At 60.7% G+C, this 25378-nt stretch carries 24 protein-coding genes and 1 pseudogene; 12 read left to right on the plus strand and 13 right to left on the minus strand.

Annotated features, from left to right (window positions below; genetic code table 11):
- The 4 genes from DevBK_RS01980 to DevBK_RS01995 all read left to right on the plus strand — a co-directional run bounded on the left by DevBK_RS01980 (position 1) and on the right by DevBK_RS01995 (position 6028).
- Positions 1 to 1086: a BMP family ABC transporter substrate-binding protein gene (locus tag DevBK_RS01980; RefSeq protein WP_317184295.1), complete on the plus strand. Its 1086-nt coding sequence runs from the start codon at positions 1 to 3 to the stop codon at positions 1084 to 1086.
- Positions 1087 to 1285: 199 nt separating this feature from the next.
- Positions 1286 to 2512, plus strand: a complete 1227-nt coding sequence (locus DevBK_RS01985; protein ID WP_317184296.1) for a urate hydroxylase PuuD — start codon at positions 1286 to 1288, stop codon at positions 2510 to 2512.
- A complete protein-coding gene (gene guaD, locus DevBK_RS01990) occupies positions 2509 to 3810 on the plus strand; it encodes a guanine deaminase (RefSeq protein WP_317184297.1) in 1302 nt (433 codons plus the stop codon). Before DevBK_RS01985 ends, guaD begins: the two co-directional genes overlap by 4 nt.
- Positions 3811 to 3865: 55 nt before the next feature.
- The gene (locus tag DevBK_RS01995) at positions 3866 to 6028 is read left to right on the plus strand and encodes a malate synthase G (RefSeq protein ID WP_317184298.1); all 2163 of its coding nucleotides are present in this window, start codon (positions 3866 to 3868) and stop codon (positions 6026 to 6028) included.
- Between the two features lie 112 nt (positions 6029 to 6140).
- Here DevBK_RS01995 and DevBK_RS02000 read toward each other — a convergent pair whose 3' ends face one another.
- From DevBK_RS02000 to ade, 3 genes are read right to left on the minus strand one after another with little or no spacing between them, the layout of a single operon-like run.
- Positions 6141 to 6899, minus strand: a complete 759-nt coding sequence (locus DevBK_RS02000; RefSeq protein WP_317184299.1) for a HugZ family protein — start codon at positions 6897 to 6899, stop codon at positions 6141 to 6143.
- A 56-nt stretch (positions 6900 to 6955) separates the two neighbouring features.
- Positions 6956 to 8581 (minus strand): CocE/NonD family hydrolase, encoded by a 1626-nt coding sequence (locus DevBK_RS02005; RefSeq protein WP_317184300.1) that lies wholly within the window; start codon positions 8579 to 8581, stop codon positions 6956 to 6958.
- A gap of 4 nt (positions 8582 to 8585) precedes the next feature.
- Positions 8586 to 10295 (minus strand): adenine deaminase, encoded by a 1710-nt coding sequence (gene ade, locus DevBK_RS02010; protein WP_317184301.1) that lies wholly within the window; start codon positions 10293 to 10295, stop codon positions 8586 to 8588.
- Between the two features lie 125 nt (positions 10296 to 10420).
- Between ade and DevBK_RS02015 the strand changes: the two genes are divergently transcribed.
- On the plus strand, positions 10421 to 10582 hold the full coding sequence (locus DevBK_RS02015; RefSeq protein ID WP_156352219.1) for a hypothetical protein: 162 nt from the start codon (positions 10421 to 10423) through the stop codon (positions 10580 to 10582).
- A gap of 6 nt (positions 10583 to 10588) precedes the next feature.
- On the opposite strand, the gene DevBK_RS02020 is transcribed toward DevBK_RS02015, so the two are convergent.
- A complete protein-coding gene (locus DevBK_RS02020) occupies positions 10589 to 11431 on the minus strand; it encodes a GGDEF domain-containing protein (RefSeq protein WP_317185575.1) in 843 nt (280 codons plus the stop codon).
- A pseudogene (locus DevBK_RS02025) lies at positions 11417 to 11839 on the minus strand (CHASE4 domain-containing protein); the annotation flags it as partial. The pseudogene DevBK_RS02025 and the gene DevBK_RS02020, both read right to left, overlap by 15 nt.
- A gap of 397 nt (positions 11840 to 12236) precedes the next feature.
- Between DevBK_RS02025 and DevBK_RS02030 the strand changes: the two are divergent.
- Entirely contained in the window at positions 12237 to 13283 is a 1047-nt protein-coding gene (locus tag DevBK_RS02030) for an NAD(P)-dependent alcohol dehydrogenase (RefSeq protein ID WP_317184302.1), read from the plus strand.
- Positions 13284 to 13642: 359 nt separating this feature from the next.
- Here the strand turns inward: DevBK_RS02030 and DevBK_RS02035 are convergent, their stop codons facing one another.
- Complete coding sequence (locus tag DevBK_RS02035; protein ID WP_061910446.1) at positions 13643 to 14089, minus strand: hypothetical protein; 447 nt, start codon at positions 14087 to 14089, stop codon at positions 13643 to 13645.
- Between the two features lie 272 nt (positions 14090 to 14361).
- Between DevBK_RS02035 and DevBK_RS02040 the strand changes: the two genes are divergently transcribed.
- Positions 14362 to 16104, plus strand: coding sequence for a hypothetical protein (locus tag DevBK_RS02040; protein ID WP_317184303.1), 1743 nt, complete (start codon positions 14362 to 14364; stop codon positions 16102 to 16104).
- Here DevBK_RS02040 and DevBK_RS02045 read toward each other — a convergent pair whose 3' ends face one another.
- From DevBK_RS02045 to DevBK_RS02060, 4 genes are all read right to left on the minus strand, one after another.
- Positions 16105 to 16437, minus strand: coding sequence for a DMT family transporter (locus DevBK_RS02045; protein WP_062631592.1), 333 nt, complete (start codon positions 16435 to 16437; stop codon positions 16105 to 16107).
- Positions 16434 to 17735, minus strand: a complete 1302-nt coding sequence (gene murD, locus DevBK_RS02050) for a UDP-N-acetylmuramoyl-L-alanine--D-glutamate ligase (protein ID WP_317184304.1) — start codon at positions 17733 to 17735, stop codon at positions 16434 to 16436. The genes DevBK_RS02045 and murD overlap by 4 nt, the downstream gene beginning before the upstream one ends.
- Positions 17725 to 19056: a hypothetical protein gene (locus DevBK_RS02055; RefSeq protein WP_317184305.1), complete on the minus strand. Its 1332-nt coding sequence runs from the start codon at positions 19054 to 19056 to the stop codon at positions 17725 to 17727. The genes murD and DevBK_RS02055 overlap by 11 nt, the downstream gene beginning before the upstream one ends.
- Before the next feature lie 210 nt (positions 19057 to 19266).
- Positions 19267 to 20115, minus strand: a complete 849-nt coding sequence (locus DevBK_RS02060) for a metallophosphoesterase family protein (RefSeq protein WP_062631595.1) — start codon at positions 20113 to 20115, stop codon at positions 19267 to 19269.
- 24 nt (positions 20116 to 20139) lie between these two features.
- Between DevBK_RS02060 and DevBK_RS02065 the strand changes: the two genes are divergently transcribed.
- Both DevBK_RS02065 and DevBK_RS02070 read left to right on the plus strand, forming a co-directional pair.
- The gene (locus tag DevBK_RS02065; RefSeq protein ID WP_162243265.1) at positions 20140 to 20376 is read left to right on the plus strand and encodes a hypothetical protein; all 237 of its coding nucleotides are present in this window, start codon (positions 20140 to 20142) and stop codon (positions 20374 to 20376) included.
- Positions 20370 to 20843, plus strand: a complete 474-nt coding sequence (locus DevBK_RS02070; RefSeq protein ID WP_156352220.1) for an NUDIX domain-containing protein — start codon at positions 20370 to 20372, stop codon at positions 20841 to 20843. The genes DevBK_RS02065 and DevBK_RS02070 overlap by 7 nt, the downstream gene beginning before the upstream one ends.
- A gap of 3 nt (positions 20844 to 20846) precedes the next feature.
- Here the strand turns inward: DevBK_RS02070 and DevBK_RS02075 are convergent, their stop codons facing one another.
- Positions 20847 to 21326: a DUF4126 domain-containing protein gene (locus DevBK_RS02075; protein ID WP_317184306.1), complete on the minus strand. Its 480-nt coding sequence runs from the start codon at positions 21324 to 21326 to the stop codon at positions 20847 to 20849.
- 72 nt (positions 21327 to 21398) lie between these two features.
- Positions 21399 to 22358 carry a glutathione S-transferase family protein gene (locus DevBK_RS02080; RefSeq protein WP_317184307.1) on the minus strand — a complete coding sequence of 320 codons (960 nt, stop codon included), beginning with the start codon at positions 22356 to 22358 and terminating at the stop codon, positions 21399 to 21401.
- Between the two features lie 352 nt (positions 22359 to 22710).
- Between DevBK_RS02080 and DevBK_RS02085 the strand changes: the two genes are divergently transcribed.
- The 3 genes from DevBK_RS02085 (at position 22711) to DevBK_RS02095 (ending at position 25128) form a co-directional block, all read left to right on the plus strand.
- The gene (locus tag DevBK_RS02085; protein WP_317184308.1) at positions 22711 to 23259 is read left to right on the plus strand and encodes an N-acetyltransferase; all 549 of its coding nucleotides are present in this window, start codon (positions 22711 to 22713) and stop codon (positions 23257 to 23259) included.
- A gap of 76 nt (positions 23260 to 23335) precedes the next feature.
- On the plus strand, positions 23336 to 23962 hold the full coding sequence (locus DevBK_RS02090) for a CoA pyrophosphatase (RefSeq protein WP_162243266.1): 627 nt from the start codon (positions 23336 to 23338) through the stop codon (positions 23960 to 23962).
- Positions 23959 to 25128, plus strand: a complete 1170-nt coding sequence (locus DevBK_RS02095) for a CCA tRNA nucleotidyltransferase (RefSeq protein ID WP_317184309.1) — start codon at positions 23959 to 23961, stop codon at positions 25126 to 25128. The genes DevBK_RS02090 and DevBK_RS02095 overlap by 4 nt, the downstream gene beginning before the upstream one ends.
- On the opposite strand, the gene DevBK_RS02100 is transcribed toward DevBK_RS02095, so the two are convergent.
- Positions 25125 to 25322: a DUF1059 domain-containing protein gene (locus tag DevBK_RS02100; protein WP_061910466.1), complete on the minus strand. Its 198-nt coding sequence runs from the start codon at positions 25320 to 25322 to the stop codon at positions 25125 to 25127. The two genes, DevBK_RS02095 and DevBK_RS02100, sit on opposite strands and share 4 nt — an antisense overlap.
- Positions 25323 to 25378: the final 56 nt, after the last annotated feature.

Here is a 25378-nt window from a genome sequence, read left to right on the forward strand (position 1 = left end):
ATGACACTTTCGCGTCGTACATTCGTCAAAGTCGGCGGCGCCGCCTTGGCGCTGCCGCTCTTGGGCTCGCGCGCCTTCGCGCAGCTCGAAAAGGTCAAGATCGGCTTCATCTATGTCGGTTCGATCAACGACAACGGCTACAACTATGCCCACAACCAGGGCCGTATCTACGTCGAAGAACAGCTCGGCGATAAGGTCGAGACCGTATTCGTCGAGAACGTGCCGGAAGGCCCGGACTGCGAACGAGTCCTTCGCGAACTGGCCCAGCAGGGCTGCCAGCTGATCTTCGCTACGAGCTTCGGCTTCGGTGACTCGGTGGTCAAGGTTGCTGCGCAGTTCCCGGATATCGCTTTCGAGCACGCCACCGGCTACATGAACGGCCCGAATATCGGCCTCTACAATGCGCGCTTCTATGAAGGTCGTGCGGTTTGCGGCACGATCGCTGGCCACATGTCCAAGACCGGCAAGGCCGGGTACATCGGCTCCTTCCCGATTCCGGAAGTGGTGATGGGCATCAACGCATTGGCGCTGAGCGGCCGTCGCATCAACCCAGAATTCACCGTCAAGCCGGTCTATATCTCGACGTGGAACGACCCAGCCAAGGAAGCTGACGCGGCCCGCGCCATGATCGACCAGGGCATCGATATCGTTGCCCAGCACACCGACGGCCCAGCGGCCCTCCAGGTTGCGGCCGAGCGCGGCATCGTTGGTGGTTTCGGCCAGGGTGCAGACATGAGCGCCTTTGCGCCCGACACCCAGCTGACCGCGATCATCGACCATTGGGGCCCGCATTACCTCGCGTCTGCCGAAGCCGTTCTGGCTGGCAGCTGGACGCCCGGCAATACCTGGGAAGGTCTCAAGGAAGACGTCGTGCAGATGGGGCCATATGGCGCCAAGGTGCCGGAAGACGTTCGCGCTGCCGCTGACGAAGTCAAGAATGGCCAGATCGACGGCTCCTTCCATATCTTCACCGGCCCGATCAAGGACAACACCGGCACCGAGCGCGTTGCCGCCGGCGTTGTCATGACCGATGCCGAACTGCTGAGCATGGATTGGTATGTCGAAGGCGTCGAACAGCCGGCGTAAACTAGCTGGTTTGACTGAGTGTTGAGGGGCGGGCCTGCGCCCGCCTCTTTTCTTCTCCCCATCGGGGAGAAGGTGTCGCGTAGCGACGGATGAGGGGGTGCTGACCGCATGCGCAGATATTGCGACAGCCCCCCCTCACCGACTCGGCTTTGCCGAGCCACCTCTCCCCGATGGGGAGAGGAACAAGAAGAGGGACAGCATGGGCGATCTGGCAATTTTTTATGAGTGGCTAATGTTTGCCGTGCGCTGGTTGCACGTCATTACCGCCATCGCCTGGATCGGGTCTTCGTTCTATTTCATCGCGCTCGATCTTGGCCTGCGCAAGACGCCCAGCCTGCCGCCGCTGGCCCATGGCGAGGAGTGGCAGGTGCATGGCGGCGGGTTTTACCACATCAACAAATATCTGGTGGCGCCAGAGTTTTTGCCTGAACACCTGACCTGGTTCAAATGGGAAAGCTATTGGACCTGGATGAGCGGCGCCACGCTGCTGGCGCTGATCTACTATGTCGGGGCTGACCTCTACCTCGTTGATCGTAATGTGCTCGATATTCCGAGCTGGGGCGCGATCCTGCTCTCGATCGGCTCGATCGTGCTGGGTTGGGTACTTTACGACGCGCTTTGCAAATCCAAGATCGGGCAATCGACGACCGGGCTGATGCTGGTGCTGTTCGCCATTCTCGTCGCGGCAAGCTGGGGCTATACGCAGCTCTTCACCGGACGCGCGGCGATGCTGCACATGGGCGCGTTTACTGCGACCATCATGGCGGCCAACGTGGCCATGATCATTATTCCCAATCAGAAGATCGTGGTGGCGGATTTGAAGGCGGGCCGGGTGCCCGACGCCAAATATGGCAAAATCGCCAAGCAGCGCTCACTCCACAATAATTACCTGACGCTGCCCGTTATCTTCTTCATGCTCTCGTCCCACTATCCGCTGGCATTCGCCACGCAGTGGAACTGGATCATCGCCTCGCTGATCTTCCTCGTTGGCGTCGTGATCCGGCACTATTTCAACACGCGCCACGCGCGGAAGGGCAATCCGCACTGGACTTGGGCTGTTGCCGTCATTCTCTTCATCACCATTGCTTGGCTCTCGACGGCGCCAAAGCTGCCTGGGATCGATACGCCAGCAATTGCCAGCGCGACCGGCGAGCGGTTCATGGCAACTGAGCATTTCAAGCTGGCGAGCCAGACAATTCAGACACGCTGTTCCATGTGCCATACGGCCGAGCCGGTTTGGCCGGGTGTCTATGAGGCGCCGAAGAATGTCATCCTCGATAATGACATTGCCATTGCAAATCACGCCAAGGATGTCGCCATGCAGGCGGGCTATGCCCATGCCATGCCGCCGGGCAATGTCACCGAGATGACGCCTGAGGAGAGGGCTATTCTCGTTCAGTGGTTCCGTGAGGGTTCGGGCTCGTGAGCCGTACGATCCTGCGTGGGCGGGTCCTCAGTTTTCATCGGGCGCCCGAAGGCATCGACGATACGGGTAGCTATCTTTATCTCGAAGACGGCGCGGTCAGCATCCAGAATGGCGCCATCATTGCCGTCGGTGATTTTGCCGAAGCCGATACGGCTGGATCAGTGATCGTCGACCATCGGCCGAACCTGATCATGGCCGGCTTCATCGACATGCACCTCCATTATGTGCAGAGCCAGATGATGGCGTCTTATGCCGGGTCGCTGCTCGATTGGCTCAATACCTATACCTTCATCGAGGAACAGAAGTTTTCCCAGCAGGGGCATGCGGACGCGGTTGCGGTCGATTTTTATGACGCGCTGATCCGGCATGGGACGACGACGGCTGTCGCTTATTGCTCAAGCCATCCGCGTTCGGTCGACGCCTTCTTTGCCGAGGCGCATCGGCGTAATATGCTGATGGTTGGCGGCAAGGTGATGATGGATCGCAATGCGCCGGACGATCTGCTCGACACGGCGCAGTCTGGCTATGACGACACCAAGGCGCTGATCGCGCGCTGGCATGGGCGGGGCAGGGGGCTCTATGCCATCTCACCACGCTTTGCGATCACCTCGACGCCCGGGCAGATGGAGATGGCGCAGGCAATCGTGGCGGAGCATGGGGACTGTTACGTGCAGACCCATCTCAGCGAGAACGACGCAGAGATTTCTTACTCGATGGAGCTCTATCCCGATGCGCCGGACTATACTGGAATTTATGAGCGCTATGGGCTTCTGGGGTCCAAAACGCTGCTAGGCCATTCGATCCACCTCAATCATCGCGAGACAGCAGTGATCGCTGAGACCGGGTCGGTGGCGGTATTTTGCCCGACGTCGAATCTGTTCCTCGGCTCGGGGCTTTTTGACCGCAAGCGGCTCCTCAAGCATGGCGTGCGCATTGGGCTTGCGACCGACATTGGGGCAGGGACCAGCTTTTCCATGCTCAAGACCATGGACGAAGCCTTCAAGATTTTGCAGTTGCGGAAGCAGAGTTTTAATCCGCTGGCGTCGTTTCATCTGGCAACGCGTGGTAATGCCGAAGCGCTTGGATTGGCGGAGACGATTGGCAGCGTGGCGCCGGGGCGGGCGGCCGATTTGGTCGTGCTCGATGCGCGAGCGACGCCGACTATGCAGATGCGGATGGGGAGTGTCGAGACGCTGGTCGAGGAACTGTTCGTCCTGCAAACGCTGGGCGACGACCGCGCGATCGCCGAAGTCTATGTGGCAGGCGCAAGGGCGAAGTCCACTTTAGGCGGGTTGTGACGCCGCCTGCGATGGCCTAAAGCTGTCGCCAAACTGTTATCGAGAGGTTCCAGGCATGAGCGACTACCTGACGAAATCCGGCTTGTCCGTCCATCCTTTGCTGGTGGATTTCGTCGAGAAAGAGGCGCTTGCCGGGCTTGGCGTATCGGCCGATCAGTTTTGGGATGGGCTGGCAGATCTGGTGCGTGAGCATGCGCCCACCAATGCTCGACTCTTGGCCAAGCGGGATGAGCTGCAGAGCCAGATCGACGAATGGCACCACAAATATGGGCCGGTTGCCAACAATCCGCAGGGCTACGAGTTCTTTCTGCGCGAAATTGGCTATGTCGTTCCAGAGCCTCAAGATTTTATGATTGAGACGGACAATCTCGATCCCGAAATATCGAGCCTTTGCGGGCCGCAATTGGTCGTTCCGGTGTCCAATGCCCGCTATGCCTTGAACGCAGCAAATGCGCGTTGGGGCAGCCTTTATGATGCGCTTTATGGCACCGACGTCATATCCCGCGATGGCGATTTGGTGCCGAGCAAGGGCTATAATGCGGAGCGTGGTGCCGCTGTCGTGGCGCGGGCGGCACAGTTTCTGGATGAGAGTTTTCCGTTGGCGACAGGCAGCCATTCGGATGTGATCGGGTACCATCTCGTTAACGTTGAGGGCCAGCGACACCTGCAAGTCGATACTCCTTCGGGACGCACGGGGCTTCGCGACCCATCCGGCTTTGTCGGCTATGGTGGGACCGAGGATCAGGGCGAGATCGTGCTCCGGCATAACGGGCTGCACGTGATCCTCGCCATCGATCCAAAAAGCCAGATCGGATCGGCGCACAAGGCTGGGCTGGCCGATGTCGTCGTCGAGGCGGCGCTGACGACGATCCAGGATTGCGAGGATTCGGTCGCTGCAGTCGATGTCGAGGATAAGGTCGGCGTCTATCGCAATTGGCTCGGGTTGATGGACGGCACGCTCGAAGACACGTTCGAGAAGGGCGGACAGACTGTCACGCGTAAGCTCAAGGCAGACCGGACCTATAAGGACACCAATGGCCAGCCGCTGGTGCTCAAAGGGCGCTCGCTGTTGCTGGTGCGCAATGTCGGGCATCTGATGACCACCGACGCGGTGCTGCTCGACGGCAAGCCGATCGGCGAAGGGTTGATGGATGCTGCGGTGACAGCGCTTTCCGCGCTGCACGACAAGGGCAACAATTCGCGCACCGGCTCGATCTATGTGGTCAAGCCCAAGATGCATGGCCCTGAGGAAGTGGCTTTTGCCTGCGCGATTTTCGCGTCGGTCGAGGATTTTCTCGGGCTCAAGCCGAATACGATCAAGATCGGCATCATGGACGAGGAGCGCCGGACTTCGGCCAACCTCAAAGCGGCGATCTATGAGGCGCGCAGCCGTGTGTTCTTCATCAATACCGGCTTCCTCGATCGGACCGGGGACGAGATCCACACGTCGATGGAAGCAGGCGCGGTGTTGCGTAAGGACGAGATCAAGTCCGAGCGCTGGATCAGCGCTTATGAAGACCGCAATGTGCTGATCGGGCTGGCTTGCGGCTTTTCGGGGCGCGCGCAGATCGGCAAGGGCATGTGGGCCCGGCCGGATGATATGGCGGCGATGATGGATGCCAAGATCGGCCATCCAAACGCGGGCGCCAATACGGCATGGGTTCCGTCACCGACGGCGGCAACGCTCCATGCGCTGCACTATCACCAGGTCAATGTGTTCGAGGCGCAGAGCCGTCGGCATAATCAAGCGGTGCCGGGACTGTCGGACCTCTTCTCAATGCCGGCGCAGGTGCCCTATTCTTTGAGCCGCGACGAGATCACCCGTGAGCTCGAAAATAATGCGCAAGGCATTTTGGGCTATGTGGTGCGCTGGGTGCAGCAGGGTGTTGGCTGCTCAAAGGTGCCGGACATCAACAATGTCGGGCTGATGGAAGATCGTGCGACTTGCCGTATCTCTTCCCAGGCGGTGGCGAACTGGCTGCGGCATGGTCTGGTGAGCCGCGATGAGGTGACCTCGGTCTTCGAGCGCATGGCCAAGGTGGTCGATAGCCAGAACGAGGGCGATCCGATCTATCGGCCGATGGCGGAGAACTACCAGTCTGTCGCGTTTCAGGCGGCGCTGGATTTGGCGCTGAAGGGGGCGGATCAGCCGAGCGGGTATACGGAACCGCTGCTGCATGCGGCGCGGCGCAAGGTCAAGGCGCGGGACGGGAAGTAGGGTCGCATCCCCTCATTCGTCGTCACCACCGGGCTTGTCCCGGTGGTCCATGCGGAGGTGAGATGGATTGCCGGGACAAGCCCGGCAATGACTACGGTTAATGGGTAGTGGCCTAGACTTCCATCAACGCCAAGCGTGCCGCCTTCGCCATCTGCACCAGCACCATGTGCATGTCTTGCGGCACTGCGATCCGGTTCTCGAACCAGATGCGCCTGATGTCGTCGCCGTGGGCGATGTCGATGCCTTCTGCGTCGATGCCGGTGAGAAGCCATTTGCCGCTGGGGGCTTTGGCGAAATGCTGGGCATAGAGATCGACCGCGTCGGCGTGGTCTTCGTTCATGTGTTCGACGGCGTGCGCCTCGGCGGCGGCCAAGGCCGGGTCGGCGTTGGAGAGTAGATCGGTCGGGGTCAGCGCATAGGCTTTGCCGAAGCCGGCATTGAAACTGGCGGCTGTGGGGTCGAGCCGCACGAAGCGGAAGTCGCCGAGGTCGGCATAGAGCTTTGCCTTTGGCTGGTGGGCCAGATAGCGCGCAGCAATGCGGAGGCTATCGGGGGCTTCGCGGTCTAGGATCGTCGCATTGGCGGCAATGGAGATTCGTGGATAGGCGAGGGGATCGCCTTTGCCCGGCTCGCCGAGGAGGAGGGAGCAGCGGCCATCGGCTTTGAGCGCGGGAAAATGAGCGGCGAGGCCCGAGATCAAAAGTACGGGCGCCCCGTCAAAATCGGTCGAAACACCGACCCGTGTAACTTGTGGCGCGCCGGTCGCCGGATCGAGCGTTGCGAGAGCGCCGTGGCGCGCAGTTCGGATCAAGTCCTTGGCCTGGCGCAACGCTGCGGCATCGGTCGGCTGGAGCCGTGATTTTTCTTCCATGACATGTCCCTCGAAGCTGCTGCCGGAACTATGTCATGAAATGATGATCGTCAATGTCAGATTATATGGGTCGGGAGGATGATAGTGGTGCCATCATTGAAAACCTCCACCGTGTTGGGGACCAGATGGACCGAGGTATTTATCGGCTCGCCAGTGCCCGGATTGCGGGCGTAGCGCGGATGGGCGCCCGAGGCGATGAGAAGACGGAGACGATGGCCGGGAAGGAATGTGTGCGCGGTGGCATGCAATTTCAGGTGCAGCTTGAGTGCGCCCTCCGGATGGGATGAACCGTCCGGGGTGATGTGGAGGAGACCGTCGCAGATATTGCGTGAGATGCCATCGGGTGCGACATCGTTCAGGCGGACGAAGAGATCGACATTGGGATGCTCGGCCTTGATGCTGAGATTGACCTGGCATTGGCCGATCACTGTCAGCTTCTGGAGCAAAACCGGCCCAGTATAGACGAGGACATCGCTGCGCGCTTCGAGAGGGGCATTGTCGACTGATCCGGCGCCGGTAAAAGCAAAGATTGCGCCGCCGAGATTGGGCGTTGGGTCGTTGGGATCGTAGCGATAGCTGTCGCTGCCCGATTGTGCTTCTGGCCTCTCCAGAAGGCGCCTGTCCGACGCGATGGCGTAAGTGACCGGCGTCGGCGGACCTGGTGGATAGCGGTCGAACTCGTGCCAGGCATTTTCACCTGAGATGTGAAGCCGGACCGGATTTTTGCGGAGACCAGAGGCATCGCCAAGAAGCTTGGCGCGCATCCAGATCAGCGTTTCGCGGAGGTTGTCGCGTTGCAGTTCTTCGGCGATGTGGAACCAGGTGCCGACCGTCAGAAATGGCGTGTGGCCGAGTTCGACGAGGCGCTGATAGTCGGCCAAGAGCGGATCGACCATGAAGTCGTACCAGCCGGAGATGAAATGGACCGGTGGTGTCGATTTGGACAGGCGGTGACTGTGGTCGATCTCTTTCCAGAAGCCGGCATTGCCAATGGCATGGTCGAACCAATAGCGCCAGAAAGGGATCTCGTGCCCCACGGCAGCAATGTCGGCGTCGATCAGGGGCAAGACGCTCGCGGCGCGCTCAGTGCGGCGCTCGATATCACCCGAGAACATGCGAGCCGCAGTTGCCAGTGGATTGGTCCGCAGACCCTCGATGACCTGCACCCAGGACAACCAGAGATTGAGGTGGAAAGCGCCCGAGGGAAAGACGACGGGCTGAAAATTGGAGGTGGTGACTTTGGTGGCCATGGCTGAAATGGGCGGCAGGGCGTCGGAAATAGCCCATTGCGCATAGCCGAGATAAGACGGGCCAGTGAGGCCGATGCGGCCGTCGTACCAGGGCTGTTGCTCCAGCCACTTGAGCGTCGCGAGACCATCGGCGCGTTCGTTGGCGAAGGGATCGAATTCGCCACCGGAAAGCTCGGTGCCGCGGCAGGCCTGGATGACAACGTGGAATCCGCGTTCGGCATAAGCCTCGCAAATGGCGCCAAAACCGCGGCGGCCATAGGGGAGCCGCATGAGTATCGTTGGGTGCGGGCCATCGGCGCGGGGAGCGTAATGGTCTGTCTTGAGGAAGACGCCATCGTCCATCGGCACGGAAATGCCGCGCGTTTTCTTCACTCCATTGAGCCGTGGCGGCAGATCTTCCAACCAGGCCAAATAGAGTGAAGATAGGCTCATGGGCTCAGCTCACAAAGTCGAACTTGTCGACATCGAACAGCCCGCGATCGGTCATCTTGAGATGCGGGATAACCGGCAGAGCGAGGAACGAAACCTGAAGGAAGGGTTCGGGCAGGACACAGCCCAGATCTTTGGCCGCATCGCGGAGGATATGGAGATCGTGCGCAACATCTTCAAAGGTTTTGAGGCTCATGAGGCCGGCAATCGGCAGGGCAAGTTCGGCCGTGACCTTGCCACCATCGGCGACGACGAAGCCGCCACGCAGCTCGATCAACCGATTGACTGCAACCGCCATATCTTCGTCGGTCGCGCCGACGACGGTGATGTTGTGGCTATCGTGGCCGACTGACGAGGCGATGGCGCCGCGCTTGAGGCCAAAGCCAGTGACGAAGGCGCGGCCGATATTGCCATTTTTGCCATGGCGCTCGACGACGGCGACCTTGATGACATCGGCGGCAAGATCGGGCTGGAGGCCGGTTTCTGTGGTGGCGAGTGTCGCTTCCTCGCGGAAGGTCAGGATGAGACCGGGTTTGACGCCGATAACCGGTACGCGATTTTGGCCGGGCTTGGCCTCGGTGATGAACGTCTCGGCGGCAACAGGCTTGGCTTTGACGGAGAGGAGGCCAACCGGCTCCACATGGCTGCGCGTGTCGAAGAGGGCAGGCGTGACATGGCGTCCGGCAGCGATGACGTCGGACACGCGGCAGTCTTCTAGGCTATCGACGAGGACGATGTCCGCGCGCCAGCCCGAGCCGAGGAGGCCGCGATCGCCGAGACCGAAGATGCGCGCAGCCGAGTGGCTTGCGGCGCGATAGACATGGTGAAGGGGCCGTCCCATGGCGATCAGGCGGCGGATGGAACTGTCGAGGTGCCCCTCTTCTTCGATGTCGAGAGGATTGCGATCGTCGGTGCAGAGCGCGACGAAGCTCGAGGTGTTTTCGTCGAGGATTTCGGCGAGGGCTTTCAGGTCCTTCGAGACTGAGCCTTCGCGGATCAAGATCGCCATGCCTTTGGCGAGCTTTTCACGCGCTTCCGCAGCGCTTGTCGCTTCGTGGTCGGTGCGAATGCCGGCCGCGAGATAGCCATTGAGCGCCTGGCCGAGGAGGAGGGGGGCGTGGCCGTCGATGTGACCGTCCTGATAGGCAACGAGTTTAGCGAGAATCCCGGGATCGGCATTGAGAACGCCCGGGAAATTCATCATCTCGGCGAGGCCGAGGGCCTTGGGGTGACTGCGGAAGGGCAGCAGATCTTCGATTTCGAGCTGGGCGCCGGCGGTCTCGAAAGGAGTGGCGGGCACGCAAGAGGAAAGGTTTACCCGCACATCCATCACAGTGCGCTCAGCGCTATCGAGGAAATAGCGGATGCCTTCGGCGCCGAGAACATTGGCGATTTCGTGGGGATCACAGAGGGCGGTGGTGACGCCGTGGGGGAGGACGCAGCGGTCGAATTCGAGCGGGGTGACGAGCGAGGATTCGATGTGGAGATGGGTATCGATAAAGCCGGGGACGGCGAAGCGGCCGGTGCCGTCGATCTCGGTCTTGCCTTCGTAGCGGGCATGGGTGCCGACGATGCGGTCGGCGACGACGGCGATATCCGTGACGGTGACCGCACCGGTGATGACGTCGAGCATGCCGACATTGCGAATGACGAGGTCGGCCGGTTCCTTGCCCTGTCCAGCCATGATCATGCGGGTGAGGAGGGCAGGGGAGGTCATCGGCAAAGGCTTTCTTGTGGTCATATGGAAGGGTCGGTCGGGCGGCGCTCTGCGTCAAGCCCTCTCAAAAGGAACCCTGGTGAGCGCAAGACGTTGGAATCATCAACACATTCGGGAGCTGACGCATGGAAACCTACGATCCGAACAAGAACGCCACCGAAGTTCGGCAGGCAAGCCCGCGCAAGATGAACATGCGCGTGCTGGTCGTGTCCCTGATCGGTGTGGTGATCGCTTTTGCGGTCATTCTCATCATCTACAACATGATGATGCCCGCGCCGACCACCTGAGGCGTTTCAGGCGCGGCGCGTGGTGAAGGCGCCGCGCAATTCATTTTGCTGCCGTGATGGCTCGTTGATTTCCGTAGAGCCGTAAAGGCAGAAGCGGTTGCGGCCGCTGTTTTTGGCGCGATACAGCGCGTCATCGGCGAAGCGCTCCAGATCTTCGGCATTTTTGGCGACATCCCAGGCCGTCGCGATGCCGACGATGACGCCGATGGTTGCCGAGCCACTAGACAGCGCCATGGGCTTGGACAGTTCAGCGACGATCTTTTTCGCAAGCTCGATCGGTTCGTCATGGCTGGAAATGCCGGGCTGGATCACGGCGAATTCGTCGCCGCCTAGGCGGATGAGGGTGTCCTGCTGCGAGAGCAAAGGCGCGAGGCGTCGGGCGACGAGGGTGAGCAGTTCGTCGCCTGCCGCGTGGCGCATGCTGTCGTTGACCTCCTTGAAGTGATCGAGATCAAGGGCAAGTAGCGCCAGGCGCGGCTGGCTGTGGGTCGGCAGAGCAAAGCAGCTTTCGAGCGTGGCGCGGAACATGCTGCGATTGCCGAGGCCGGTCAGCGGATCACGCAGGGCGCGTTCATGGGCTTCCTCCCGTTCGGCCTGCAATTGCTTGAGGACGCGGCGTAGGCTGCGCAGGAGTTGGACGATAATCAGCGCCATGATCAGCACCCCGGCGACAAGCGCGGGGAGAGTGTCGCTGATCAGATGAGAGCCCGGACGGGAGGCATTCCAATCGAGCCAGGCGATCGTCTGGCCTGAACCGTCGACGACGGGAATGGCGGTGGTGCCTGCCGGTTTTTTGAGGGTGAAGGCGGGGTTGTCGACGAGATATTCCGTCCCCATGTAGCTCGCCATTTCGGCATCGAGCAGCACGACGGAGATGAAGATGGCTTCAGACCCCAGTTCGGATGGATTGGAGCCGCTCAACGACAGGAGAGGCATGGCGCCGACCAGGGCCGGGTGACCGTCGACCATCGTGAATTCAACGATGTTGGGCGGCGTTTCGATATTGCCTTCGTTGAAGGCGGAAATGGCGGCCTGAACGTCGAGGGTGCGCAACTGCAGGAGGAGGGGCGTCAGCCGATCGATGGTATCGACGGAGGTTTCTGGCGCGACATGACCGCCTTCGTGCACCGCCATGACGGGGTTATGCTCGGAATCGACGAGGTAAAGGCGGTTGTGGCCATAGGTCTGGTAGGGGTAGCTGCCGAGGTTTTCGGCAAGCCAGGCGCTGTCTCCGCGTTCATAGGCAGACACTGCTTCGTCCCAGACGGCAAATCCTGCTGGGCGGTTTTCATATTGACCGCGAGCTCGGCAATTCCGCGTTTCAGCAGCTCACTCTCGTGCCCATAGGCATCCGCATCGATCCGCTGCGCGGACCAGACGAGGAAGCTGCCGAGACCGACGAGCGCGATCACCGCGACCGCAATCAGCGGCAACAGAAAGCGGGTCGAAAAATGCGAACGGTCTTTGACCGACATAGCGCGCTCCACTCAGGCACGGAGAAATCTATGTGAGGACGATGAGTGGAGGATGAATCGTGATCGGAGTTTGTAGCTTGCGTTAATCAACGGTTTCCGCGACGCCTGGGAGAAGTTTGCGGCCTGTTCCTCGCCCGAGTGATCAAGTAAATCTATCTGAGAATAGAGGAGGACAATCCATGGCTATGGTCCGTGCGCTGGTGCTTGAACGTCAACACGAACTCGCCTTGCGCGATATCGACATGCCGCTCGAGGTTGGTCCGGGCATGGTGCGGATCGCGATCCATACGGTGGGGGTCTGCGGGTCGGACGTGCACTATTACACGCATGGCCGGATCGGGCCTTTTGTCGTCAATGAGCCGATGGTTCTCGGCCATGAGGCATCGGGGACAGTGGTCGAGGTCGGGCAGGGCGTCGATCACCTCAAGGTGGGCGATCGCGTCTGTATGGAGCCTGGCATTCCCGACGCCAACTCGCGGGCGAGCCGGCTTGGCATGTACAATGTCGATCCCGCTGTCCGCTTCTGGGCGACGCCGCCGATCCACGGCGTGCTGACGGCTGAAGTCGTGCATCCTGCCAATTATACGTTCAAGCTGCCGGACAATGTCAGTTTTGCCGAAGGCGCGATGGTTGAACCATTCGCAGTCGGCATGCAGGCGGCGGCCAAAGCCAAGATCACGCCCGGCGATACCGCGGTCGTTCTGGGCGCGGGACCAATCGGCACGATGGTGGCATTGGCAGCGTTGGCAGGCGGGTGTGCCCGCGTGATCATTGCCGATCTGGCGCAGCCGAAGCTTGATATCGCGGCGCAGTATCAGGGGATCATTCCCGTCAATATCCGCAACGCCAATATCGCCGAAAAGGTCAGCGAGATCACCGATGGATGGGGCGCGGACGTTGTCTTCGAATGTTCAGGATCGCCCAAGGCTTGGGAAACGATCATGGACCTGCCGCGGCCGGGCGGCGCGATCGTCGTCGTCGGTTTGCCTGTCGAGCCGGTCAAGGTCGACATTGCCGGCGCCTCGACAAAGGAATTGCGGATCGAAAATGTCTTCCGCTATGCCCATCAATATGACCGCGCCATCGCGCTGATTGCCTCGGGCAAGGTGGACCTCAAGCCGCTCATTTCCGAAACGTTCGCCTTCGACGATTCCAAGGCGGCATTTGACCGGGCAGTGGAAGCGCGGCCGGATGATGTCAAACTGCAGATCCGCGTCGAGCGCTAAACTGAGCATCACCTACACGGGCGAACGCAGGCCGTCAGGTGATCAACAAAGATGGACTGTTTTGTCTAGTGACAGCTGAACCGCTGATGGGCCGCGGGGAGAAGTATATTGGTCGCCAGGCAGCATTGAGGGACAATGTGCTGCCGGCGGATACTTCTCCCCCCGTACGATTGCGATCGGGAGGTATCGCAACCGTGCCCCCTCGCCAGTTCACTTGGAGCTGAACCGGCGTCCAGACGTCGATGGTGCAGATCGACGCCCGTATTCGAGGACGGGAAGCAGCGCTTGGGAAATACCAGGCGATAGTCAGCCCGGCCGCTCTGCTTCCCGTCGAGGCATGTAACCTGTGGACGCAGGAGTTACATGCCAACGGCGTCCAGGCGCTCATTGCGCACCCAGAATTCCGCTATGCCATCCAGCTCCCAACGATAAGCGTCGAGTTCGGGCTGGCGAAAGAAGACGGCTGCCGCGCCGGCTTCAAGATAACTGGATCGGCCCGCCCGATCTGTCGGGGGGACCATCACCACGATGTCGACGCCTTTTTGGCGAAGCCAGCCGTGGTGGCTACGAACAAATTCCAAGGTCGCCCTGCTATGATCCTTCAGGTCGATGACCAGAAAATCCGGCCATTGCGCCAGAGGATCTTCCAGAACGCGGGTCAGACCCTGAAGGCCGATCGCGCCATCGCCGAAGTGACAAACTGCAGGGCCGCCGTTTTCAGCAAGCATCCGCATGAAGAGACGTGCCGAATGGCAGTCGTCATCGATCAGCCCAATGAAGGGTGAATGCTTGATTGAAAGGGACACACGCTACCTCTTGCCCGGCGCCGCTCCGGGCAAAGCTACTCTTGGACAGGCATGAAGCGCCGCGCCGCATGCCGTTTAGAAATCACTACTGTGGTGGTCGTAACGCGTTCCAGGGACGAGAGCCGCTGGGAACAAGCCGGGAGAACTGCACCGACACCCGGCATATGTCTGGGTCGGCGCTGCGCCGCTAGGCAACACCGGGTAAAGTGCAGGTAAGTAGCGCTTGCTTTTTACATGTAACGCGGCACTATTAACGTCCAGGCGGGGGTAAAATGGCCGAGGACGGCGTCACGAGGGAAGAAGTGCTTGCGGCACTCGATCGGCTATCGGCTTGGCCCGATATGGCGCGGTCGCCGCAGATCGTCCGCTTCCTTGATTATATCGTCAGACATCGTCTCGATGACGATATTCAATCGATCAAAGCCTATTCGATCGCCGTCGATGTCTTCGGCCGCTCAGCCGATTTCGACCCCCAGAGCGATCCCATCGTACGCGTGCAGGCGCGGCGGATGCGGCAGCTTCTCGACCAGTATTATGCGGGACCGGGAGCAGAGGATGGCGTTCGTATCGTGTTGCCAGTTGGACGATATGTGCCTGATTTTGTTGAGCATGTAGTGGAGTCAGTCGGTGTCGTGGATGAAGAGGGCAGCGAGCCTGACCTGACGCCTGCTGCATCACGGCGCGGACATGTGACCGTTTCCTGGCTCGTTCTCCTGGTCATTGCGATCGGCGCCGCAGCGCTTGCCTATTCGCTTTCGATCTGGGGGCCGCGGCAAGACCAGCAGGTCGCGCGCAACGGGGCGATCCAGCAGCCCAGCATCCGCATCATGGAATTTCAGAACCTGACGGATGACCCGACGATCACAGCCGCAGTAGCGGGACTGGCCGTCGATCTCGTCGATCGAATGCAGACGCTCAATTTCCTCAATGTGGATTATGGCGGGCGCGGGGAAATCGGCGGGCAGGCCCTGCCCAAGGACGGCTATACGCTGACGGGCATCGTGCGCCGTGATCCGGCAACCCAGGTAAATTACCAGTACAGCGTGCTCGTCACCGAGGTCGCGACCAATAATGTCATCTGGAATCGCACAATGGTGGTCAGCGGCTCTCAGCTTGCGGACACGAATCGGATCGAGGCGCTTTCCATCGACATCACGTCTGTTCTGGGTAGCGCGCGCGGCCCGCTCCATGCCCGGGCGCGACATCTTCTGATGCAGGGCGCGCCGACCGGTGGCGAAAGCCCCTATGTTTGCCGGATCATGTTCAGCATCTATCGCGAGACCATGACAGCGGCGGCGGCTGATCGGACGCAGGCATGTTACGCAGCCTTGCCCGAGCAGGACCAGAACAACGGCATTGCCTTGGCGGCGGTGGCAAGCATCATCGCGGAAGCCCCCGGCAATCGCGATGTTACGCCGGCGGCTAGGCTGGGCCGATATCGCGAGGCCGGCGATATGCTGGTCAAGGCCGTGCAGGCGCTGCCGACCAGCAGCTTTGTCTGGGAACAGCGGGCGCGGCTTTATGAGGCCATGGCGGAACACGCCTTGGCAGAAGCTGCCTATGGCACGGCTTTGCAGACCAACCCGGCGAATCTCGATGCGGTCGCGGCGCATGCGCGGCATCTCGCGTTTATCGGGCGGCTCGATCAGGCTGAACCGCTTGCCGAAAGATCGCTGTCCGGGCCGACGACAATTCCCGACTGGTACTATGGGGTGCCGGCGCTTGCGGCATTGGAAACCGGCGATTTCTCGCAGGCGGAGCAGTTTGCCGATACCTATGCGCGAGCGGATCGGGAAGTGGGGCCGATATTGGCGATCCTCGCCGCTCAAGGGCAGGGCGACGAGGAGCAAGTGGCCAGGGAATTGCCGCGGGTTCTGGAAGTGCCATCATTCCGGGCGGGGGGCATCATTACCCAATTGCGTCGGCGGATCACCGACACGGCTTTGCTCGATCGAATCCGGATGGGCCTGGCCGAAGCTGGCGTGCCGCAGATGTCGCTGGTGACCGCGTTCTGATCAGTGGCCGCTCGAATGGCTGAAGAGGTTGATCACAAGGACGCCGGAGAGGATCAGGCCGATGCCGATCAGCGCCGGCAGATCGAGCGATTGGCCATAGGCGAAATAGGCGATGATCGAGACGAGGATGATGCCCACGCCGGACCAGATGGCGTAGCCGATGCCAACCGGGATGGTCTGTAGCGCCAGCGAGAAGAAATAGAAGGTGATGCAATAGCCCACGACGACAACGATCGAGGGCACAAGCTGGGTAAAGCCCATGGAGGCGCGCAGGAAGGACGTGGCGATGACTTCGCCGACGATGGCGATGGCAAGGTAGGCGGCGCCGTTCATGGATTTTGGTCCGCAAAAGTGGTTTTGCAGAGTTCGACGAAGCGCGTGCCGCGTTCTTCGAAATTCTTGAACTGATTATAGGACGGGGCGCCGGGTGAGAGAATGATCGTGTCGAAGCGATCGCGCTGGGTGGCAAGCGTGGCGATGCCGCTTTCGAGGTTTTCCGTTTCGGTCACAGTGATGTTGGGCGCGATTTTGCGGGTCGCGCTGGCGAGGCGCGTGCCTGTGACCGGGAGCGTGATCAGCGTCGTTACACCGCGCAAAGCGAGGAGGCTGGCGAGCTCGGCATAATCTTGCTCACGCTCGTGGCCGCCGGCGATGAGAGCGATGCGGCGGCCTGGATAGGCAGCAAGAGCGGCCTTGGTGGCTTCCGGGGTGGTCGAGATGGAGTCGTTGACGATGGTCAGATCGCCAAGGCGGTGCTCTTCGAGGCGATGCGGCAGCGGGCGGAACGCGGCGATGCCGGCGAGAATGCCATCCATGCTGGCACCGACAGCCAGAGAGATCTCGGCGGCAAGCTGGGCATTGTCGAGATTATGGGCGCCCTTCAGGCGCGATCGCGACACGGCGCTTTCGAGCGCGCGCGCTTCGGCTTCGCTGAGGGATTTGACCAGGCGGCGATGGTCGCGGACGGCTTTGGCGACCAGCGCGTTGGGCGCGGCTGCCTTGCCGAGAGCGACTGCGAAACTGCCGTCGCGATCGACGAGATGCAGCTTATCGGCGTAATAGCGCTCGACCGAGCCATGCCAGTCGACATGTTCGGGATAGAGATTGGTGATCGCGGCGACATCGGGCGTGAAGGCCATGTCGGCGGTTTGATAGCTCGAGAGCTCGAAAACGACGATGGCATGCTTGTCGGCGATTTCGAGGGGAGCGAGGCCGACATTGCCGGCGAGGCCAGCATCGAGGCCGGAGCGCGCTAGCATCAAGTGGACAAGGGTCGCAGTGGTCGATTTGCCCTTGGTGCCGGTGATGGCGATGACCGTGCGGCCCCGGCGATAGGTCGCGCCCCAGAGATTGAGATTGGACGTGATCTCGATGCCGGCGGCGCGGGCGGTTTCGAAGATCGGCTTGTAGCGGGAGACGCCAGGGCTTTTGACGATGGTTCCGAAGCGGCGCTCGGCGATGGCGGCCGGGAGATCTGAGGGGCTGATCGCTTCGGTGTCGGGGATATCGGCGGTGCCGCTATCGACGGTGACGAAGACGGGAAGATCGGGCTGATGACGCTTCAGGAATTGGCGGGTGGAATTGGCCTCGCGGCCCGCGCCGTAGAGGAGGACCGGGGCATCAAACCGCATGGGCGGCCACCTTTGCCGCGAGGGCGGGCGGGATGTGGTGGTCGTGGCTATCGGTCAGGCATTCGGCCATGGCGCGCTGTAATTGCTCTTCGCCATATTGCGCGAAAAGGTCCGCCTTTACGCCACGGACCACGGCATCCTGATGCCAATCGGCGTGGCGGGTGAGGGTGTAGAAACAAGCCGCGGCTTCGAGGATTTCGCCCACACATTCCCAGGGTTTTTGGCCGGTGAGACCGGAGAGTTCGCGGAAGGAATGTTCGTTGGCGGGCTCATCGAGGAGGTTTTTGCCGAAGATTTTCAGCAAGCGATCCCTAGCCATAAAGGGCGCGAAGATCAGGAAGACGAAGTGGCACTTTGGGCATTCGCCGCACCAGAGCGGGCCGTCATTGCCGTTGAGACGGAAATTGCGGTTGCAACTCGAAAAGACGGAATCGAAGCGGCCGCCCCGGGTGAAGAGCGAGGCGATGCGGGCTTCCGAATAGGGGCGAAGGAGCGAGAAATATTTGAGGGCGCCGCCGGTGGCGTTGGAGAGTACGTCGGCGATCAGCAGCTCGAAGCCGAGGGATTTCGAATATTGGTGATTGGTCTCGCGACCGTCGAATTCGATATTGCCTTCGCTGGCCGAGCGTTCGTTGCTGAGAACGATCTGATCGTAGCCGAACAACAGGGCGCAAAGCGAGGCGATCATGGAATTGATCGCGGTCGAGGGAACGTGGCCATTGTAGTAGCCGGGTTCTTTGCCGAGCCGGATCATTTCGGCGTCGAGGGTGCGCGTGACATAGAGCGGCGCGCGGCCGATGGCGTCGACCGAGGTGAGGATCGGTCCCTTGGGATTGACGGCAAAGGGCGTGAAGTCGACGCCGACATGGCTGAGGAGTTCGACGCTGACAAGGGAGTCTTTGCCACCGCCGATCGGGAGCAGGGTGCGTTCGGGCAGGGACAGCGTCGGTTTCTGCGTCTCGGAATCGAGTGCGGTGGTCAGCTTGAGGCGGCCGAAGCGGGCGAGATCGTTGCGGGCGTAAAATTCGCCGAGGCCGTTTTCATAGACGTCGATGACGAAGGCCTTTTCGGCTTCCGTCAGCTTGATATCGGGCGCGGCGATTTCAAAGGGTGCGCGGAGTTTGAAATAGCTTACGCCGAGGACGAAGGCCGTCAGATCGAGAAGTTTGCGGAAGGCCGGGCTCTCGGCCTTTGCGGCATCGGCGCCGGAGGGCAATCCCAGGACTTCGGTGAAGCTGAGATCGTTCAGCCGGTAGCTGAAACGAGCTTCGCCGTTCTGGGGATCAAAACTAGGGCGGTCGATGGAAAAGGATTCGGTCACGGGCAACTCACGCGGCTTTGGTCACTCATATAGGTGATTTGTGACCACGGTGGGAGTGGGCCCTTTAGGGCATGTGGGTATTCAGGTGATGGCAGGCTGCAAACTGCGATTTTCTGCGCTTCCGGTACTCACGTACCCAAATGTACGCTCCGTTCCGGTTCTCGAAAACCGCCGTTTTCGCTCTGCCCTGACCTGAATCTCCGCATGCCCTTAGTAGATACGCATCTGCATGCGCATGACGATATCGGTGCCGATGCGCTGGAAGCCGTATTCGCGCATGGTGCAGGACCAGCCATTGCCGGCTTTTTCGATGCGGAAGAGATTGTAGCGCGCCGGGTCGTCGAGCGTGCCGCCCTGCGCGGCACTCGCTGCTGCGACGCCGATGACGGGCACTTCGTGCTCGTTGCCGGGAATGTGGTGGATCGAGGAGCGATGCGTATGGCCGTGAAGGATCAATTCGGCACCGCGTTCGGCAATCACCTTGCGGAAGATGCGGTGGCCCTTGAGGCCGAATGATGGGTGCTGCAGCTCTGGATTGGGCGGATGATGGATCATGACGACGCGGAAATAACCGGCATCACCAAGGAGTTTGAGCATCCGATCGAGCCTGGCGGCCTGCTTTTCTTCGAAGCGGCCGATGGCGAGGAATGGAGCGGTGGGGACGGCGCTCGAGCAGGAGACGATGGCGAGATCGCCGACGCGACGGACGAAGGGATAGGTTTCGCCCTCGAGCGTTTCGCCTTCGAGATAGCTGCCCCATTCTTCGCGGGCATTTTCGAGGGCACCGGGCACATAGGCGTCGTGGTTGCCGGGGCAGACGGCGACCTTATCGGAACCGCCGAGAGCCTTGAGCCAATCGCCGGCGCGGCGCACTTCGGTGGGCAGAGCGAGGTTGGTCATGTCACCGGTGACGGCGGTGAAATCGGCGTTCTGCTCCTGCATATGGGCAACGAGGCGCGAGAGCGTTTCGGCATTAAGCTCACCGTGGCGCTTCAGCTTCCAATTGAGGTAGCCGGTGATGCGTTTTCCCACCAAGTCCTTGAGACCCACTTCGGGCATGGGAGACAGGTGGAGGTCCGAAATGTGCGCGAGCGTAATCATCGAATGGGGTTTTGCCAGATGCTGGGCAGCAGGGAAACGGTCAATCGGGACCTGGGGCGGGAAATTCAGGACAAATCGGCTTTATCCACTTGGATCATGCGGCGCAAACGCATGAGGAAAGCGCTTGGCTGCATGGCAGCCAGCAAAATGAACTATCGACTTTTGCGCTGGAAACGCTACCCCTCGATCAGTTTTCAGGAGAACGACTGCCGATGCTGACCCGATTCCAGCGCGTTCGTGCCAAGGTGTTTCTGACGATTATCGGCATTATCCGCCATATGACCATCGGCACCAAGGTGATGCTGATCGATGGCAATAAGGTTTTTCTGATCAAGCACACGCTCATTCCCGGATGGCAGTTTCCGGGCGGCGGGATCGAGCCCGGCGAGACTGCGGAGGCTTCGGCCGCGCGCGAGACGCTGGAGGAAACGGGGCATCGGGTGACTGGGCCGATGGAGCTTTTTGGCGTCTATCACAACACCAGCGTCGTGACGAACCGCGACCATGTTCTGCTTTATATCGCCCGGCAGCACGAATTTGCCTTTGAGCGGAAGAAGGATCACGAAATCGCCGAATGCGGCTGGTTCGAGATCACAAAGCTGCCGGACGGCGTGACCCCGGCGACGTCGCAACGCATCGACGAGGTTTTCGACGGTGCGCCAAAGCGGGATGTCTGGGGCTATTGAACCTTAGCGGCGGCGGGGCAGTCGCTTGGTTTGCGTGAGACTTGGGTTGGCCACGGCAAGGCCCGTACCAAAAACGATAGCGTCTTCGACCAAGCCGGTCTTTGTCTGGCCGTAGCGCTCCATGGCGGCGCAGCGGATGCGCCAACCCACATAGGATGATGCAAGGGCGGTAACGACAGCCAGGGCCGCGCCCGTGGTGCGTTGATCTCTCGGGGCAAGGGCGGCACCGGCATAGGCTGCGGTGATGCTCCGGACGGCAAGGCCAATGGGCACAATTCGGTCTGGCGCCGATTTCATCTTATCACCGGCCATTTCTGCGGCAGCGAATGCCGTCGCGCCTGCTGTGACGACCGGATTGCGGAAGAGTTTCTGGAACGGCAGGCTCGCGTCGATTTCCTGGCGATTAGTGGCAATGGCGATCGCCGCAAGCGGGCTAATGCCGCGCTGTCCCGCGACGAGACCGATGAGAAAGGACCGCAACATGGGGGTGTGCTCCGAAAAAGTGTCGGTGGCACAACGTCCCTTTTCTGCAAACGATCCTTTCTCGAACTCGGCTTAGTCCATGAAGGCCAGCTTGGGGCCGATGGGGACAATCCGGTGTGGATTGATCGTCGTGTGGCTCCAATAGTAGTGCGTCTGGATATGGCCGATATCGACAGTTTCCTTGACGCCCGGCACCTCATAGAGCGCCTTCAGGTAGTGCGAGAGATTCGGATAATCCGCTATCTGCCTGAGATTGCACTTGAAGTGGCCGAAATAGACGGCGTCGAAGCGCACCAGCGTCGTGAACAGGCGCCAATCGGCTTCGGTGATGCTGTCGCCGGTCAGGTAGGCATTGTCGCCCAATAGACCTTCGACCCAATCGAGGGCATCGAAAAGTTTCTTGGCTGCTTCCTGATAGGCTTCCTGAGTGGTCGCGAAGCCGGCTTTGTAGACGCCGTTGTTGATGTCGTCATAGACGCGGGCATTGATCTCGTCGATGCGGCCGCGCAGGGCTTCGGGATAGTAGTCGTCGGTGTTGCCGGTCAGCTCATTGAAAGCCGAATTGAACATGCGGATGATTTCCGCACTTTCATTAGAGACGATGGTCTTGGTCTTCTTGTCCCAGAGGACAGGGACGGTGACGCGGCCGGTATAGTGCGGATCGGCTTCGGTATAGACCTGCCAGAGATAATCCTTGTTCAGCAGCGTGTCGCCGGTCGAGCCTTCGTCGGTCTTGAAACTCCAGCCGGTTTCGTCGGGCATTTTGGGCGAGACGATCGAGACCGAGATCAGGCTCTCGAGTTCCTTGAGCTTGCGGAAGATCAAGGTGCGGTGAGCCCAGGGGCAGGCGAGGGAGACATAGAGGTGATAGCGGCCGGCTTCGGCGGCAAAGCCGCCTTCACCGCTCGGGCCAGGGCTGCCGTCGGCCGTGACCCAATTGCGGAAGCCGGATTGGGAGCGGACGAATTTGCCGCCCGTCTTGCTCGTGTCGTACCATTTGTCCGACCATTCGCCGTCGATCAACTGTCCCATCTTTGGTCCCTTTCGGTCATCTTGCTGTCGGTTTTCTACGCTCATGTGGGGGTAAGCGTTGCGTCTGGCCGATACTTAAAGGCGGGGGGCAACAACGATAAGGCACCGCGCGCGCAACAATGCGTTGTGCATTTGGGATACACCGATCCATTGGAGAGAGGAATTTCGGCCATGACGCAGATATTCCCATTTACGCGTGACCACGCTGGTGCTAATGCGGATTCAGACGTGGAGGCGTCCAGGATGGTGAAGGTTTTGCAGATGTTCCGACGACCCTAGTTGGTCGTTTTCGCGCGGTGTCCGAGGGGCTACCGCTTGTTCTTCTGCACGAAATCTTTCCTGGATCAGACCCATGAACACGCCTGTTGCGGCTGAGGCCGTTGCTGCCCCTCTTTCCGGTCAACTCACTGTGCGGCCCGCGACGCAAGCCGACGATGTTTTCGTCGACGATCTGCAGGCCATTGCCTTTGGCCCTGGCCGGTTTGCCCGGACCGCATTTCGTGTGCGCGAGCGGTTTCCGATCGACCAGAGCCTGAGCCTGATTTCAGAAGTCGACGGCACCGCTTGCGGTTCGGTGTGGATGACCCCGATCAGCGTTGGCGGCATGAAGGGATATCTTCTCGGGCCGCTCGCAACCCACCCCAATTTCCGCAAGCGGGGCGCCGGCAAGCTTCTGGCGCGGGAAGTTAGCAAGCGGGCGCTGGCGCGCGGCGAGGGCCACTTCGTGTTGCTGGTTGGCGATCAGGATTATTATTGCCCGCTCGGCTGGGTGCCGACGACCCCGGGAAATATCCAGTTCCCTGGCCCGGTCGATACAAGCCGCGTTTTGCTGCTGGCCGATGATCCGGAATTGGCCACGACGCTCAAGGGCTCGATCGCGGCCTTCGACGCCGGCAAGTAGAGCGCAAAAACGGGTGCATCGGCTGATACCGTCGCGTAAGCTGCGGCCAGCGATGCACAATTGTCCGGACGTCCCTTTGTCTTCTTATACCCCGATTGCCCAAATGCTCGCCGGGCGGCTATTGCCGTCGCCGCCGAGCCTGCCGCAGGGGCGTGATCTCGTGCCCGATTGGGCGCCGCTCGAACCATTTTCGCGGCCGCCTGTTTTGGCGGCGGTTCTTATTGGACTGGTGAAGCGGCCAGAGGGGCATACGGTGCTTTATACCGAGCGCTCGCCGGATCTGCGTTCGCATTCGGGGCAGGTGGCCTTTCCGGGTGGCAAGGTCGATGCGGACGATGAAGACGCCGGGGCTGCGGCGCTGCGGGAAGCCAATGAAGAGATCGGGCTCGACCCCGCCGAAGCCAAGGTGCTCGGCTATATGGAGCCCTATTTTACCGGCAGCAATTATCTGATCACGCCGGTTATTGCCGAGGTGACGCCGACGGGGCCATTCGTGCCCAATCCGGGTGAGGTGCATTCGGTGTTCGAAGTGCCGCTGCAGCGGATTTTGGATTCGGGCAGCTATGGCCGGTTTCGCATCAGCCGCGGCGGCAAGGAACATTCGACCTGGCAGATCGACCACGATGGGCACGTCATCTGGGGCATTACGGCGAATCTGACGCGAAAATTCCGGGACTTGGTGCTGGGCGAGGTTGCGGCGTGATTCCGGAGCGATTGCCGGCGGCGGAATGGCTGGAGCGGTCTGAGACGCAGCAGATTTTTGCCGCGCTCGACGGCGCAGAGGGCACGACGCGGGCGGTGGGCGGCATCGTGCGCGATACGCTGATGGGACGGTTGCGGCCCGATTCCGATATCGACATGGCAACGGAGCTGCTGCCGGTCGCAGTGATGCAGAGGGCCAAGGCGCATGGCATTGCGGCCTATCCCACCGGCATCGAGCATGGGACGGTGACGCTCCGGCTCAATGAGACCAGTGTCGAGGTGACGACATTGCGGCGCGATGTTGAAACCGATGGCCGGCACGCGCAGGTGCAGTTCGGGACGGACTGGACGGAGGACGCCAAGCGTCGCGACTTCACGATGAACGCGCTCTATTGCGGGCCGGATGGCGCGCTGTTCGATCCATTGGGCGGCGCTGGCGATGCGCTCAATGGGAGAGTCCGGTTTATCGGCCAAGCCGCTGAAAGAATTGCGGAAGATGGCCTTCGGGTGTTCCGGTTCTTTCGGTTCACAGCGAGCCATGGAGGCGAGCGGCTTGATCCGGAGGGGCTGGCGGCGTGCCAGGATGCGGCGGGCAGGCTCGATCATATTTCGGCCGAGCGGGTGGGCGCCGAGATGTGGCGTATGCTTGGATTGGCCAAGGTGGCGCTGACGCTGGCAGTGATGAACGAGATCGGGTTGCTGGCACTGTCGCGGGAGATATTGGCGGCTTTGGTGCGATATGAGGCGCTTGGCGGGGCCGGGGCGGCGGCGCAGCTGTCGATCGTGGCCGGTGGCGATCTCGATGCATTTCAGGAGCGGTGGCGGTTGTCTAACGCTGTGGTCGATACGGCAAAGCGCATAGCCGCTGCAGCGAGCCTGGCGTCGGCGGATCAAATCGCGAGAGCGGTCTATGCGTTTCGGGAAGATGCCATCGAGGCGCTTGCCGTGGCCGCTGCGAGGGAAAACTGGCCACGCGAGCGGTTGATGGAATCAGCGCGGGAACTGGGGCGTTTGCCTGACCCGACGATGCCAGTTTCGGGAAAGGACCTTTTGGATTCAGGCATAAAAGCCGGGCCAGAGGTTGGAAAAACCCTGGCCCGACTTGAGACGCTCTGGATCGAGAGCGGCTTCAGTTTGAGTAAGGACGAGTTGCTCGCCCAAATTTAGTGCTTGGTGTCACCGGCACTATCGACGTCCACGATGCGCTCCTTGATGCGCTCGACCATGTCGGGTCGCACTTCGGTTTCGCCGTGGTAATTCTTCAGGTTTTCGACCGCGCGGCGCACAACTTCGGCTTCGCTTTCGGCCTCGGCTTTCCAGGTTGAGCCGGGAATGAGCGTACCGGATTCAAAACGTTTCATGTCGTTTTCTCCTTCGTCTCTATTGGAGAGGGTAAACGGGTCAGAAAGTTTTAGGT

It is taken from the genome of Devosia sp. BK, assembly GCF_032907385.1.
GTDB lineage: Bacteria > Pseudomonadota > Alphaproteobacteria > Rhizobiales > Devosiaceae > Devosia.